Origin of the sequence: Caldanaerobius fijiensis DSM 17918, assembly GCF_900129075.1 — a bacterium.
In the GTDB taxonomy this organism is placed as follows: domain Bacteria; phylum Bacillota; class Thermoanaerobacteria; order Thermoanaerobacterales; family Caldanaerobiaceae; genus Caldanaerobius; species Caldanaerobius fijiensis.
On the sequence record NZ_FQVH01000048.1, the window covers coordinates 1 to 15768 of the forward strand.

Annotated in this window: 14 protein-coding genes; 13 read left to right on the forward strand and 1 reads right to left on the reverse strand. The window is 39.4% G+C overall.

Annotated elements, in window-relative coordinates; genetic code table 11:
* The 13 genes from BUB87_RS12865 to BUB87_RS12925 form a co-directional block, all read left to right on the forward strand.
* A partial coding sequence (locus tag BUB87_RS12865; protein WP_143156712.1) for a phosphate acyltransferase occupies positions 1–613 on the forward strand: 613 nt, incomplete at its 5' end.
* Positions 614–659: 46 nt separating this feature from the next.
* Positions 660–1067: a secondary thiamine-phosphate synthase enzyme YjbQ gene (locus tag BUB87_RS12870; protein ID WP_073346278.1), complete on the forward strand. Its 408-nt coding sequence runs from the start codon at positions 660–662 to the stop codon at positions 1065–1067.
* A gap of 32 nt (positions 1068–1099) precedes the next feature.
* Positions 1100–2158 (forward strand): GNAT family N-acetyltransferase, encoded by a 1059-nt coding sequence (locus tag BUB87_RS12875; RefSeq protein WP_073346281.1) that lies wholly within the window; start codon positions 1100–1102, stop codon positions 2156–2158.
* Between the two features lie 395 nt (positions 2159–2553).
* Positions 2554–3360, forward strand: a complete 807-nt coding sequence (locus BUB87_RS12880; RefSeq protein WP_073346283.1) for a PucR family transcriptional regulator — start codon at positions 2554–2556, stop codon at positions 3358–3360.
* A gap of 204 nt (positions 3361–3564) precedes the next feature.
* On the forward strand, positions 3565–4140 hold the full coding sequence (locus tag BUB87_RS12885) for an HD-GYP domain-containing protein (RefSeq protein ID WP_073346285.1): 576 nt from the start codon (positions 3565–3567) through the stop codon (positions 4138–4140).
* A gap of 48 nt (positions 4141–4188) precedes the next feature.
* Complete coding sequence (locus BUB87_RS12890) at positions 4189–6108, forward strand: methyl-accepting chemotaxis protein (protein WP_073346288.1); 1920 nt, start codon at positions 4189–4191, stop codon at positions 6106–6108.
* A gap of 32 nt (positions 6109–6140) precedes the next feature.
* Positions 6141–7679 carry a chemotaxis protein CheW gene (locus tag BUB87_RS12895; RefSeq protein WP_073346290.1) on the forward strand — a complete coding sequence of 513 codons (1539 nt, stop codon included), beginning with the start codon at positions 6141–6143 and terminating at the stop codon, positions 7677–7679.
* A gap of 31 nt (positions 7680–7710) precedes the next feature.
* A complete protein-coding gene (locus tag BUB87_RS12900; protein ID WP_073346309.1) occupies positions 7711–8811 on the forward strand; it encodes a protein-glutamate methylesterase/protein-glutamine glutaminase in 1101 nt (366 codons plus the stop codon).
* Positions 8792–9376, forward strand: coding sequence for a HEAT repeat domain-containing protein (locus BUB87_RS12905; RefSeq protein WP_073346293.1), 585 nt, complete (start codon positions 8792–8794; stop codon positions 9374–9376). The genes BUB87_RS12900 and BUB87_RS12905 overlap by 20 nt, the downstream gene beginning before the upstream one ends.
* 9 nt (positions 9377–9385) lie before the next feature.
* Positions 9386–10204: a CheR family methyltransferase gene (locus BUB87_RS12910; RefSeq protein ID WP_073346296.1), complete on the forward strand. Its 819-nt coding sequence runs from the start codon at positions 9386–9388 to the stop codon at positions 10202–10204.
* Positions 10205–10227: 23 nt separating this feature from the next.
* A complete protein-coding gene (locus tag BUB87_RS12915; RefSeq protein WP_234946050.1) occupies positions 10228–10587 on the forward strand; it encodes a response regulator in 360 nt (119 codons plus the stop codon).
* 12 nt (positions 10588–10599) lie between these two features.
* On the forward strand, positions 10600–12987 hold the full coding sequence (locus BUB87_RS12920; RefSeq protein ID WP_073346301.1) for a chemotaxis protein CheA: 2388 nt from the start codon (positions 10600–10602) through the stop codon (positions 12985–12987).
* Between the two features lie 2 nt (positions 12988–12989).
* Positions 12990–13943 carry an Hpt domain-containing protein gene (locus BUB87_RS12925; protein ID WP_073346303.1) on the forward strand — a complete coding sequence of 318 codons (954 nt, stop codon included), beginning with the start codon at positions 12990–12992 and terminating at the stop codon, positions 13941–13943.
* Positions 13944–14000: 57 nt separating this feature from the next.
* Here the strand turns inward: BUB87_RS12925 and BUB87_RS12930 are convergent, their stop codons facing one another.
* Positions 14001–15452, reverse strand: coding sequence for a serine hydrolase domain-containing protein (locus BUB87_RS12930; RefSeq protein WP_073346306.1), 1452 nt, complete (start codon positions 15450–15452; stop codon positions 14001–14003).
* Positions 15453–15768 lie beyond the last annotated feature (316 nt).

The window sequence follows — 15768 nt, forward strand, 5'->3', positions numbered from 1 at the left end:
AACGGGTAATATGTTGATAATAGATGCCGGTTCAAATACTGATTGCGATGAAGAAAACCTCATGCAATTTGCGAGAATGGGGTCCATATACTGTAGCTATGTTCTGGACATAGAGAATCCACGGGTGGGAATATTTAATATAGGCTCAGAGCCAGGTAAAGGCAATGAAGTGACTAAAAAGGTGTATAAGCTATTAGAGCTATCTGATCTCAACTTTGTCGGAAACATAGAGGGGCGGGATATACCCTTTGGGAAAGCAGATGTATTGGTTTGTGATGGATTTGTAGGCAATGCTATTTTGAAATCAATGGAAGGCACGGCGTTGTTTCTTTTAGATATGATGAAAGAAGAACTTATGAGAAGCTGGATGACCAGGATGTGTGCACTCGTCCTGAAAGATGGTTTGAAAAGGATTGCTAAGAAGATGGACTATAGTGAGCATGGAGGAGCACCCCTTTTGGGGATTAACGGTGCATGCATTAAGGCCCACGGCACGTCAAACGCCAAAGCGATAAAGAATGCTATATTTCAAGCCAGAAAGTATGTAAGCGAAGGGGCGATCGATTATATCCGCAAAGAAATTGTGTCAGAAGTAGATGTAAGTGGAACATAATTTGGTATAATAAAAGAAAGTATAAGATATTGAGGGGAGTAATAAAATGGCAGACAGGTTTTTTAAGTTCACCATATCTACACAAAGACCCCAGGAATTTATAGATATAACGTTGTATGTAAAAAGGGTGATAAATGAAAGCGGGATCAAGGATGGCATCGCAGTGGTGTTTTGTCCTCATACCACAGCAGGTATAACCATAAATGAAAATTCTGACCCCGATGTGGTAAGGGATATAATGTCAGCGCTGGAAAAAGCATTTCCTGTGAAGGGTGATTATAGGCATATAGAAGGGAATTCTCATGCACATATAAAGGCGTCTTTGATGGGTTCCAGCTGCAACATCATAGTAAAAGACGGGGAGTTGGTATTGGGTGTATGGCAAGGTATATATTTCTGCGAGTTTGATGGGCCGAGAAAGCGTAGCTTTTTTGTAAAAATTGTAGAAGGATAATACACTAAATATTAAAAGAGAGGGGGGATAAAATGATTATAACGAGAAGGGCGAGGGAAAAAGATGTTAAGGATATAATACAGTTAGCTGATTTGATATTCAGAATAAACAACAATTTAAAACCATCCATGGGTATTCAGTTTCCGTTTTTGTTGTCCGAGAAAAATGCCTCTAATTTGTTAGTTGCTGAAGATGATGGTAGGATCATATCCCATGTTGGGATAAAAATAGGAAAAATACTGGTAAATGGTTGCTGGATTCCTATAGCCAGCATGGGTTCGGTGTGTACGCATCCTGATTACAGGAGGCGAAATATAGCGGGAACCTTAGTGGATCAGGCCATGGAGATGATACAGGAAAAAGGCGTATACCTTTTGACTATATCGGGAAGCTTACCTCTTTACACCGGTAGGGGTGCTGTTTTCACAGGGGGAATCAGAAAATATTTCTTAAATAAAGAAAACGTATCAAGCACTTTATCAATAGATGTTAGCATAGAAGAGATAAATGATGAAAATATCTCGGTGTTTTCTGCGCTGTATCAAAGCGAGAACATAAGGTACGAAAGGACTAAAGATGAATTTACGGTACTGTACAGGGCATATCCGATGGTGGCAACTTATCCGGCAAATAAAGCGGGATTATTGGCTAGAACACATGATGGAAGGCCTTTAGCGTATGTCATATGCCACTTCAATAATGATAGGTGTGTTATAACAGAATACGCAGGGAGTAGAATCGCTGTAAACAGCATTGTAAAGCACATTTTAACTCGCTATACTGTTAATAGTGTTGAAATTGATATTAATATGTATGAGACGGAGTTTATCCAGTTATATAGAGGTATTCAGTCAGATGAACGATACTGCGCTTGCACGTATTTAATTGTAAATCCTCAAAAATTTATAGATGTTATTGATCCCATATTGAAAGAGAGAAATTACGACAAACCTCTTGATGAGCTAATGAAAGACAGGAGCGAATTTACTCACTTTGTTTTCGATTATTACAATAGAAAAGATTATGGGAATATGGATGGAGGCGTGTTCCCAATTCCATTGCCTTCACCTGTGGGTTTAAATTATATTTAACGTAAAAAGCCTCGCCTTTTTTCTTGTGTGGGCGAGGCTTTTATAACGCTCATTTTGGAATAACACTTCTGGAGTAACACTTCAGCTACGGCATTGTTATATAAGTGTAAAAATCATTATATAAACGTAGATATATAGTAAGAATATTCAAAAAAAAAAAAAAAAAAAAAAAAAAAAAATTAATTTTAAAAATTCAGAAGGATTTTAGTAGAGTGTGTCGAATTATAAAAAATAATGGAAGACAAAGTGACAATATAAGCTGTGATAGGCTCTTATTATAATGGAAAAATATAGAAAAATAAAATATTATTCAAAACTGAATAATGGTAAAGAATAATAGTGGAGATGAGAAAATTTACTTAATAAAAATTTTATCTATTCGGAGGGTTTTATGAATGGATAAAATTATATTTGATGAATTATATGGAATTCAAGCTGTAGATATTGATGGAGAAAAAGTCGTATACAGAATTGAAGAATTAAACTCTTATTTGCCTTGCGTAAATTTTCTCATCCTTTATGATATACAATTGGATGAAATTAGAAGCAAAGGTGAAAAAGAGGTATCTTTTATAAAACAAAGAGTACGGGACACTTTTCAAAACATCTTAACAGATCAATTTCTTTTTATCGTGTTAAACAATGATAGAACACTATTGTTTATGGGTTTTGGCAAAAATAAAGATGAGGAACAGCTGTACAAAAAATCATTAGAAGAGATATTTAAAAAATTACAAGATAAAATAAACAATGTGAATTCACATCTTAAATTGTCGGCAGGTGTCAGTTCGCTGTTTAAAAAGGGTACAGTGTTTAAAAGAGCCTATCAGGAGGCCTATACAGCAAAGGAAATGGGAAGGAAGATTTGCAAAAAGGAAGGTATATTTTTTTACGACGACCTGGGGATATACAAATTTTTGCGCATTCCCGATAAGGAAGAAGTTCTGCAGGATAAAGATATTTGCTGTATTTACGAGTATGATAGAGAGCACAACGCTAATCTTATTGATACGTTAGAAGCCTTTATGGACAGCAATGGAAGAATCAAGGAGACCGCTAGAAAGGTTTTTGCTCACCCCAATACTGTTAAATACAGGTTGAGTAAAATAAGGGAGCTCGCCGGCGAAGATATATTGAGAAATGAAGATAAAAGGCTTTACTATTATGTGATGGTAAAAGCCATCAAACTGATATCAGACTGAACAACGACAACTTCCTGTTTTTAGTATAAAATACAGGAGTTGTTGCTTTTTTTGTCTCTTTGCGACATATACTTTTGTATGTATTTCTTTTATAATTTACAGCAAAGAAAAATCAATAGGGGGGGGTAAGGCAATAATGTTATGACGGTATTTTTAATGTTTATTAGAGTATATGAATTCAATTAAAGTAAAGGAAGGTAAGTAGTGATATCTGACCTTATTCATGCCCTATTTTATGTGCTGCTAGCAAGAGATAGACCTACGGCCATTCATTGTAGGAATGTGTCAAAGTATGCTATGACGATAGGTAGTGTATTAGGTTTAGATTCAAAAGATATGAAAGAACTTTATGTAGCTGCTCTGCTACACGACTGCGGCAAGGTTGGTTTACCGGATAAGCTTTTAAAGACGTCAAGAAAATACACGCGTTGGGAAAAACAGATGGTACAACAACACGTGGTGATAGGCAAAAATTTATTGATGAGCCTGGGATTTTCAAAGGAGATAATTTACAGTGTTTATTATCACCACGAAAGATACGATGGAATGGGGTACACGGAAGGATTAAAGGGTGAAAAAATACCGCTCTTCAGCAGGATAATAGCTATTGCGGATACATTTGATGCGCTTATCAGCAAAAGGCCTTATCGAAACCCATTATCCATTCAACAAGCTCTCAATATATTGAAAGAAGCAAAAGGGCAGTTTGATCCAAAGTTGTTGGATTGTTTTTTGAAATATATGGATAAGTCCTATGTTGACATAAAGGAAGATATTTGAACTTTAGATTAATAAATTGTTTTACTAAGGTATAGGAGGTTTAACGTGATGAATGAAAAAATTTCTAAAACTCTTGCTCCATTGAGTGGGGAAAACACAAATACGGCCGCGTACGGCGTAGATAAAAAACAGATTGAAATGCAAAGAAAGAAGGCTCGTACCTTTGCAAAAAGGCAGCAAGCAGCAGAACGGATTGCCACAGCGACGGAAGAGCTATCATCTGGAGTTGAAGAAGCATCAGGGGCCATTGAAGAGTTAAGATCTTCTATGGAGCAAATCGCTAGCGGCGCAGAGGAAGCGAGCAGAGCGATACAGGAGTCGCTTACAGCAATTGAACAGGTAACTAAAGGGTCACAGCGAGCATCAGAAAATGTTCAGAAAGCAGTGGATAGAGCTGAAGCTATTCAGGTGCTGGTAAAAAAAGCTGCTGAAGATATAGAAAGGCTTATAGAAGGTGTAAATAAGGCATCAGCTAAAAACGAAGAATCGGCAAGGCTTATAGCACAGCTGGAAAAGCAAGCGGAAAATATAGGAGATATAATCAAGACAGTTGGAGGAATAGCAGATCAAACGAATTTATTGGCATTAAATGCAGCTATAGAAGCAGCGAGGGCCGGAGATTATGGCAGAGGATTTGCTGTAGTGGCCGATGAAGTACGAGTGCTTGCTGAAACTTCAGAAAAGGCAGCCAACGATATAAGAGAAGTAGTAAATCAAATTCAGCAGGAAGTTAAGATAGTAGTAGATGCCATCAATGAGGCAGCAGCTAAAGCTCGTTCACAGGTAGAAAAAGGGAAAATTATAAGTGAAGGACTTGTTTCTGTTCTCAATACGATGAATGAAGTGGTAAAAGGAGGGGTTTTGATAAATGACCTCAGCAAACAATCGCTTCAAGCGGTACAGGAGTTCCAAAAAGGAGCAGAAATGATAGCAAATGGTGCTGAAGAACAGGCTAAAGCCACTCAGGAATCGCTTCGGGCAATAGAGCAACAAGCCAGAGCACTCACTGATATAAGTCAAAGCGCTGCTGAACTGGCCGATATGGCAGAAGATTTAAAAACGTCTACTGATACGCAAAAATCGGCTGAAAGTTTTGCAGCTGCGGCAGAAGAGCTTTCTGCTGCCATAGAAGAATTGAATAAATCAGCAGATCAGATAATGGTGGCACTTTCTCAGATATCCAAAGGTGCTGAACAACAGGCCAGTGCAGCTGAAGAGTCTTCTAGCGCTGTAGCTCAGGTAGAACGCGGCATGAAAGTGATTGGCGAGCAGGCTCAGATAGTTTTGGATCGGGTAAGGGAACTGGCAGGACTGCTTGAGACCAATAAGAACAATGTAGAACAGCTTATTGCTGGTATTGTAGACGCTGTAAATGAGAACAAGCTAAATGTAGAAAAAATAAAAGCACTGGAGTCTATGGCTAAGCAAATTAATAAAATTGTGGATACTATTGTAACAGTTGGTATCCAGACAAATATGCTTGCTGTAAGTGGAGCGATAGAGGCAGCCAGGGCAGGGGAGCACGGTAAAGGGTTTGCGGTTGTCGCATCGGATATAAGGAATCTGGCACAGGATAGTGCTAATAATGCAGAACAAATTAAAGAACTAGTAAGGTCTATACAAGAGCAGATAGGGATGGTGCTTGTAGATGCAGAGGCAATAGGTGATTCTACTGCTGGAGAGGTAGAAAAAGCGAAAAACACTTCAAAAGATCTGGAGCAGATAGAAAAAGATATGGAGGAAATGGTGAAAGGTGCTGAGGAAATTGCAGAAGAGGCCAATCAGAGCATATCGGCTATAGGTCAAGTAAGAAAAGGGGTAGATCAGATCGCCTCTGCTGCCGAGGAGGCATCAAGGGCCGCACAGGAAGCTGCCGCAGCTGGCAAGCAACAGGCAGAGGGTGTAAGGGAGCTAGCAAGGGCTATCGAGGACATCGCAGCACTAGCCGATGAAATGCAACAGCTTTGAGTTTTTTAAAAATTGGTTAAGGTGATGGTTTTATGGAACTGATGAATACGAGAGAGATGTCAGGGAATGACGATCTTCAGTGCGTTACATTTTATTTGGGCAATGAAATGTACGGTATAAATATGCGGTATCTGCAGGAGATAATAAGAGTCCCCGATGTGGTAAAAGTTCCCCGTACCCCTTCTTATATCCGCGGACTTGCTAATTTGCGTGGGACGATTCTAACGGTTGTAGACTGTAGATTGCGTTTAGGGCTTGCAAGTAGTGAGGATACCGATGCAAGTCGTGTGATCGTGCTGACGGCGGGCAGTAAAAAGCTTGGGTATGTAGTGGATCGGGTAGCAGGAGTAATAACTATCCATAAAGATGAAATAGAAAAGAAGTCTGGTTCAGAAACTGCTGCAGACTTTCTCGAGGGCATTGCAAAAATTGAAAAAGGCAAAAAATTGGTTATGCTGCTGGATGCCGAAAAACTTCTGAATTATCGCGAAGGAGAAATTATCAAGGAAGACATTGAAGTTAGAAATAACAATGTAATTAGTGTAGTTCAAGAGAATAACAAAGAGAAAACGAAGGGCTCCAACGAAGAACAACTTCAGATGATAAGCTTTAAGATAGGTAACGAAGAATACGGTATTGAGGTGGGCAGTGTTCAGGAAATTGTTCGATTTTCCGAGGAGGTCAGCGAAGTACCCAATGTGCCTCCTTATATCCTTGGCGTTATTTCCCTTCGCAATAAGGTACTACCCATTGTCAGTTTAAGGCGATTGTTTCACATGGAAGAATGTTCTTTTGATGAAAGGTCCAGGATAGTGGTTATAAGAATAGATGAAGATGGGATTTCGTATACAGTAGGGCTTAGGGTGGACGTGGTTTTAGAAGTGTTGCGGATTGCGAAAGTGTCAGTCGCCCCCGTACCGCCGCTATTGAGGGTAAAAGATAGTGAAGAAATAAGTGGTATATGTAAGTTGAACGAAGGTAGTCGCCTGGTTTATGTACTTGATCCCAAAAAACTATTTTCCTATAAGCTGAGAGAAAGTGCTGATATATTGAGGACTCAGGAGGGTGATGAGAGGGTGGAGGTTGTGGATGCAAATGACGAAGAAGAGCAGCTCGTGAGTTTTTTAGTAGAAGGTATAGAGTGTGCGTTTCCTATAGAGGATGTAAGAGAGATAATAAGGCCGACGGAGATAATCGCGGTCCCTAAAGCACCGGATTTTGTGGAGGGTGTCATAAATCTGCGTGGTACAATTGTACCAGTGATCGATCTTAGAAAAAAGTTTGGGTTGACACAAAAAAATCGGGATGACCGCAACAGGATAGTGATCGTCGAAATATCCGGAAGATATACCGGCCTTGTGGTCGATTCAGTCAAAGAGGTGCTTAAGATTAAACATTCTCAAATAGAAGGTACACCTGAGATTTTGATGGATGAGATAGACCAGAGGTTTATAAGGGGTATAGCGAAGTTTGACGAATACAATAGAATGATAATTCTGTTATCTGTAGAAGAAGTGTTGTCCGGAAAGGAAAAAAACGAACTCATGGCAATTGATGAAATAGATGCTTAACGCAATGATTTAAAGGGGCGAAAAGTTGTTTATGGAGAAAAAAATTCGCGTGTTGGTGGTAGACGACTCTGCTTTTATGCGAAGATGCCTGAGAGATATACTTGAACATGAGGAAGACATAGAGGTAATTGATACTGCCCGTGATGGCAACGAAGCGGTAAAAAAGGCAGTCGCTCTTCGCCCTGATGTAATCACCCTTGATATAAATATGCCAGGCATGGATGGGCTTACGGCATTGCAGTACATCATGTCCCTTGCGCCATGTCCTGTTATAATCATTTCTTCTCTCTCTACAGAAGGAGCTTTGACCACTTTTGAAGCCCTTGAGCTGGGAGCCGTTGACTTTGTAGCAAAACCAGGCGGTACAGTTTCATTGGGAATAAAACAACTGGCCGATGAGATCGTGTCAAAAGTGAGGATAGCTGCTTTGTCAAATAGGAAATTGATAAGTTCTTCAAGAGGCTTTAAAAGGCCTGTCAGCAGTAAGATGCATGATACAGCTGGTGAAATAAGCAAGAATAGAGCTTTCAGAAAGCAAATTGTGGTGGTAATCGGAGTTTCAACAGGTGGGCCTAAAACGTTGATGGAAATTTTGCCACGTCTTCCTTCGGATTTTCCGGCGGCTGTGCTGGTAGTTCAGCATATGCCGCCAGGTTTTACACAATCTTTTGCTCAACGCTTGGATCAAAGCTGTGGTTTAAAGGTAAAAGAGGCGGAGGATAAAACCATCGTAGAGCCGGGAACGATTATTGTGGCAAAAGGCGGATGGCACCTCCTAGTGGAGCGAGATTCAAAAAGCTCCGAGCTTGTTACTAAATTAACACAAGAACCCCAAGAGGCACTTTATAAGCCTTCTGTTAGTGTGACTATGAAATCAGTGCTTGAAAACGTCGATGGTCGCAATATCATAGGTGTATTGTTGACAGGTATGGGTGACGATGGAGCGGATATGATGGTTGAAATAAGGAGACGGGGTGGGTTGACCATTGCGGAGTCACAAGAGACTGCAATAGTTTATGGTATGCCAAGAGCAGCAAAGGAGCGCGGTGGAGCAGAGATAGTTGCACCAGCGTATAAGATCAGTGATATTTTGTCAAAGAAGGTGAATGAGTATGCAAGAGCTTCGTATTAGCCAATTAATTGATTTGATGAAAAGCGGTAGAAATGAAAATGAACGCATTGCAGCATCACTTGACCTGGGGGATTTTAAAAGTAAAAATGTCATAGAAGCTCTTATTGAGCAGCTTCGGGTGGAGACCAGCAGGGCGGTACAGGAGGCGATAGTCAGTTCGCTTATAAAAATAGGGAATGAGGATGTGGCAGAAGCCGTTGCAGAGCTTTTAGAAAGCGATGATGCTTACCTTAGAAATGTAGGAGTAGAAGTATTGGCAACTATAGGAAATTCGGCACTGGAAGTTCTTGAAAAAATGATTATGCATTCTGACAAAGATGTTCGACAACAGGTAGTTAATGCTATAGGAGAAGGTCAATTGAAAGAAGCAGTTATGATTTTAAGAAGAGTTATAGAAGAGGATGAAGAAGAAAATGTGGTGGCAGCAGCAATTGAATACCTAGGTGAGATCGGCGGCGGTGAGGAGGACAGGAAAGCAATATTGCAGGCTTTAAATCGCTTTTCCAGTCCATTTTTTCAATATGCCGCAGAAGTTGCGTTAAAAAAATTGGGAGGATCGAAATGAGGTGCACAGGTGACTGCGGAAGAATTCATAAAGTTGAGAGATTTTATCTACCGAAAGACAGGAATATACTTTGAGGAACAAAAAATGTATTACGTCAAAAACAGGGTAGAAAGCCGCATTGAGGCTACCGGACATGAGAATTTCAGGAGCTATTTCGCATGGTTACGGTTTGATGTAACAGGACAAGAATTACAGGAACTCCTTAATGCTTTGACGATTAATGAAACTTACTTTTTTCGGGAATATTATCAACTAAAATGCTTTGCGGAAGAGGCTTTGCCTGAAATTTTGGATAGAAAGCGCAAAGAAAATATGCACAAGATTCGAATTTGGTCTGCTGGTTGTTCTACAGGCGAAGAACCATATACACTTGCAATAATAATGGAAGAAATGCTTGAAAACGTAAATGACATAGAATGGGAGATCTATGCAACGGATATAAATACAGATGTCCTAAAAGAGGCCGAGAGGGGTTTGTATTCGAAAAGGTCTGTTAGACTTGTACCTGAAGAGTACAAAAATCGCTATTTGTATGAACGAGGAGAATTTTATGAGGTGGCGCCGCAACTTAAAAAGAAGATCACGTTTTTCCAGTTAAATTTAATGGATGGAGCGGCCATGCGAAAAATGAGGGATTTTGATGTGATTTTTTGCAGGAATGTACTCATTTATTTTGATGATGCATCGCGAAGGCAGGTAGCTATTTATTTTTATGAAGCTCTTGTAGAAGGCGGTTATATATTTTTAGGTCATTCGGAATCTATGAGCCGCATTACGCCAATATTTAAACTGCGAAAATTTAAAAATGCCTTTGTGTACCAGAAATGAGGTGGTAAAGGGTGAATCACAGTGTGTTGATTGTAGACGATTCTGCCGCGGTACGTGGTTTTCATAGTTCTATACTTCGAAGTGTTGGTTTTGAAATTGAAGAGGCTGCCAATGGTTATGAGGCATTGGAAAAGTGTTTTGTCAAAAAATTTGATCTTTTATTGGTCGACGTGAATATGCCTAAGATGCATGGATATGAGTTTGTAAGACAAATAAGAGAACAGGAGCTTCAAGAGTTTGTACCCGTGATAGTTATATCTACAGAGTCAGGAGAGAATGACTATTTAGAAGCTTTTAGGGTTGGAGCAAATCTTTATCTGGAAAAACCGGTGGATCCGGTTTGTTTGCAACTTTCTGCGAAGATGCTTACAGGGATAAGGTAGGGATGGCTGAAAATGATGAATGAAGATAATGAATTTATAGAAAATGCAAAGAAACTGCTCGACAATATAGGTTTTTTAGTACTTGCGCTGGAGAATGTGGATGAAAAAGATAAGGCGGCTGAACAGATTTTAAGTAAATTGAATGGGTTGTTGCAGTTATGTAGATCCCATGACTTTGATAGACTGAGTTCTTTTATAGAAAGTTTAATGAAGTTAATTGGAAAAATGGTTTCGGATGGAAAGATTATTAGTACTGATATAAGCGATTTTTTGCTGGATTCCTTTGAGATTATAATAAGTTTGATCGAAAAAACGGAAAAAGAAGGGCTTGAAATATTAAAAACACCGGAACTAGAAGAATTTGAAGGTAGAATAGCCGGGTTCTTGAGTGAGATGGATAAAATGCTTCAAGTGCCTGTAATCCATACGGATGATATGTTGCGCACCATTTCAAAAGATAGAAAAAGATTTTTAAGGGAATTGGTACAAAAAGGCGAAAGTGTATATGAGGTAGCATTGCAGGTGACTGGTGCCAACGCTGTAGAGATTGATGTATCTGATATTTTTGATAAATTAAAAGAGATTGGAGAGGTTGTACACATCGCTGCTGATACCAGAAAATTGCCTTCGCTTCAGGATTTTGATCCTTCTGTTCCTTATATATCATTGACCTTTGTGGTGGTATCTGATGAGAGCGCTCAAGAAATAGAAGATACGCTCTATGAAGTAGTGGGAATTGATAATGACGCAAAGGTACTTGTATCACCAATATTTCCTGATGCAATTGAGGAACTTACAGAATATAAAGGTGCTTCTTTTGCGGCTGTTTCGGTTGGAGAAAATAAGGTACAAGAAGTGATGGACATGATTATTTCACAGCAGGAAGACTTCTACAAGATTGCAGAGACATCAGAAGATCGACGCTGGAGGGGGAACATGGTTATAAACGTGCTCCAAAGGATAGCAGAATACATGGGGTGGGTCACAAAAGGAGACAGATTAGTTGAAATAGTTAAAGCGAATAAGGTCAAATTGCCAGAGAAATTTGCAGCGCTTATGAGTTTGGTAATCGGTAGCAGCAAAGAAGTACAAAAGAGTGAACCTGAAGAAAAGAGGGTTGATGTAGTAAAGCCTATAATCGAAAAAAGAGAAGAAAAGATTTTGCATCAGGATAGAGGAAACATTTCTATAAATACGGTGAACAATAAAGGAATTTCGGAAATCGAAACTGCGAAGACGTTGAAAGTGGATCAGAGTAAAATCGATGAACTTATGAATTTAATAGGAGAGTTGATTGTGGCTAACAATGGGCTTTCGTTTATTATAAGAAAGATTGAAATGGAATATGGATCCACAGATGTGACAAAGGAATTAAAAGATCGACAGGTGTTGTTAAAGAGAATAGGGAATGATCTGCAGGACATAGTAATGAGCTTGCGCCTTCTTCCCGTGCGCTATATATTTGACCGTTTTCCAAGGATGATTCGCGAGATCAGCAGAAAACTGGGCAAAAAAGTGCGCCTTGTTACCGAGGGCGAGGAAACACAGATAGACAAGAATATTGTAACGGCTCTTTACGATCCAATGCTGCACATTATAAGAAATGCCATTGATCACGGTATTGAAAAGCCCGAAGAACGGTTAAAAATGGGCAAATCTGAAGAAGGCTTGTTGGTCTTAAAGGCCCAGAAGATAGGAGATAAGGTTGTTGTTGAGGTCAGAGACGATGGTCGCGGCATTGATCCTGATGTAGTAAAGGCAAAGGCGGTTCAAAGGGGTTTTATATCTGCTGAAAAGGTAGCAACAATGGATGAAGACGCAGCTCTGGAGCTTTTGTTTATACCCGGCTTTAGTACTTCAGATGATGTGACAGAGTTATCTGGCAGAGGAGTAGGAATGGATGTGATCCGGGATACAGTCAAGAAATTGGGTGGCAATGTGCGTTTGGTAAGCAAGGTAGGCAAAGGCACTTCGGTGTTTATGGAATTGCCTGTGACAATGGTAACATCCCGGGTACTGTTGGTTATTTTAAATGGGCGCTATTATGCCTTACCGCTTGAAAGTGTAGGAGAGTTAGTGAAAATAAAAGCTGAGGATATACGAAAGATGAAAGGAAAAGAAGTAGTAGTGTTGAGACAGGAAGTAATGCCGCTTTTGAGATTAAGGGAATTTATGGGTTTTCAAAACGGTGGGGAAGAAGGGCTTGATACGGAGTATTCACTGGTGGTGTTAAATAGTGGTATGGCGTTGGTGGTGGATGAGTTTATTGGCGAGCAAGAGATCATAGTAAGGCCGCTTCCGGAAGAATTATCTTCGGCATATTTCTTGGGTGCGGCTATATTGGGAGATGGAAATATTGTCCTCGTCCTAAATCCTGAAGAATTAGCGGGAGGAATTTAAAAATGATGTGGGATTATCTTGATGCTTATGAGGAAGAGACCGAAGAACAGCTTTCAAGGCTGGAGCAGCTCTTTCTGGAAATGGAGAAAGAGCCTGATCAGGTAGAAACATTGAACGAAATTTTCCGAATCGTACACACGATAAAAGGTTCGTCAGCTACAATGGGTTTTGGTATGGTGGCGGATTTTTGCCACACCTTAGAAGACCTTTTTGATAAGCTAAGAAAAGGCCAACTTCGTGTCAATGACGATTTAATAGATGTTCTGTTTAAAAGTTACGATACGTTAAAAGAAATGGTGTCATCGGCTATAAAAGGAGAAAATTACAGCGGCGATATAGAAGAACTAACTAAGACCATAGATAGTTTCAAACAAGCGTGTACCAATGATAACACCGAAAACCCGGATAACAATCGAGTGAAAAATAATGTTTGGCAAATATCGGTGGAGATAAGCGACAGCTGCCCTATGAAAAATGCTCGAGCTCTTGTAATTGAAAAGTATATTGAGGAAATGGGAAATGTTATATGCATGGACCCTCCCTTTGATGCGTTACAAAAAGAAGAAGTTGTGTGTGAAAGAGTAACAGCGGTGTTAGAGAGTCAGATGAGAATTGAAAATGTGATTTGGAAACTACAAAGTGTACAGGATGTTATCAATGTGGAAGTAAAACAAAATCCTGGAAAAAACAAAGATGCTGTCAGAATAAACATAAGTGAACCATATAAAATTGAAGATATTAAGCGTTTAAAGGAAGCATTGGTGCGCGCTGACATAGTGGAGCTCGAGTTCGGTGAAAAGTACAGTATGAATCTTGCGCTGTTGCAACTTATACTTGCTGCATATAAAGAAAATAAAAAAATTTATTACAAGAAAAACAGAGGTCCTGTGGCAAAGATATTGGACTTAATGGGCATACTCCCATCTGGAACATTAGATTACAGTGGAGCTTTCTAATGAAATATTATAAAGTGGAAAAAGCCCCGAAAGAATTCTTCGAGGCTTTTTATTTCATCACATAATTTTGCCATAAATAGCAGGAAATTCTTTTTGTCCAAAAGATACGTTTAGTTTGGATTCTATTTTCACCTGATCATTATCAAAGTGCATAATTGTCGTGATGTAAAAAGGAGTTTCAATTAATCTGCATGTTATCATAAATGTGTCTTTGTCTGACCAGGTTCCAGCTGTTACAACAGATACTTTACCTTTGGGCACTAAAGGAATATTAGGCGTGGTTATTTCACCATGGACCCATTTGCCTATACCACATATTAATTTTTCTTTTTCACTGTCCTTCCATAGACTGATTTGGCAGATTTCGTCATCAAATTCAAGCGATATAGCATTTATTCCTATATCATTTTCTTCAAACACATAATGTTTGCCAGATATCTCGCCAGCTGTTTGTGAGTGAGGTTTTATGTTAGGTGGATTTAATGCCAGAGTCGAAAGTCTATGTGATAACATCTCATGGGCATCTTTATTAGGTGGTATATGGTCGTTTACCATAGCTGGTAAAATATTTTCCCATATCTGATTTAATACCGCTTGCATGTCTTCAAGCCCGCTGGTTATAGCAATTACTGCATCTTGTTCAGGCATTACCACACAAAACTGCCCAAAAGCACCATCACCTCTGTAAGCATTATGGCGACATCTCCAGAATTGATAGCCATAGCCTTGTTCCCAATCACTGTTTTCATTGCTTCCGTTGTCAATGTGCTTTGCTGTAGCTTCTTTTACCCATTCCGGAGGGATAACCTGTTTACCGTTGTATATACCTCCGCTTAGATAGGTTTGGCCGAATTTTGCTATGTCTTCTGTTTTAAGGCTCAAACCCCATCCGCCGGTATTTATACCTTTAGGACAGATTTCCCATTTAGGGTTCTCTATTCCCAGCGGTTCGAACAGGCGAGGTTTTAGATATTCTAGCAGGGTTTGTCCTGTAACCTTCTGGACTATTGCAGAGAGCATGTAGCTGGCGCCGCTATTGTATACAAAATGCGTACCCGGTTCGTAATCAACAGGCAGTTTAAGAAAGGCCTTGACCCAATTGCCTTCTCTGTCATTCAGCAAGTATTCTACTGTGTCTTTTGCATGACCTGTTGACATCGTGAGCAAATGTTTGATTTGCATTGAAGCCAGATTTTTGTCTATTACCTCAGGTGCATCTTCTGGGAAGAAGGATACTACTGAATCATTTATTGAGAGAAGGCCTTCTGCTATTGCAAAGCCTACAGCAGTAGAAGTAAAACTTTTGCTCAAAGAAAATAATGAATGCGGATATTCTGGACGATAAGGTGCCCACCATCCTTCTGCAACAATATAGCCATGGCGAACAAGCATGAAGCTATGAAGCTCCAATTTGTTTTTTTCAATTGCATCTAAAAAGGAAATGATAGCAGTAGATGATATACCCTGTTCTTCAGGTGTACTACGGGGCATGTTGTACGAATTCACCATATTAATTCCTCCCACTATATTTGGATAGTTTGATTATAGCATATAAAATTGAGAATTGGAAAAGTTCACAAATAGCTTTATCGATTTTTATAGTCGATAGAAGGATTTTATTAAAGGATGTTGAATATAATATAGTGTACACTTTTTAAAGTTTTATTATAAAGTAAAATACATCTCAATGTATGTGGTCTATAAGAGTAGGAATGTGCATTGAGGATTGTGAGACAAGCGGTGTAATGTCAAGTAGTATTTTTTGGAACCTTGAAAAATAAAGGCCTCAAAAACTCTAAAAAAGGCAACACTTAATAAACCCACC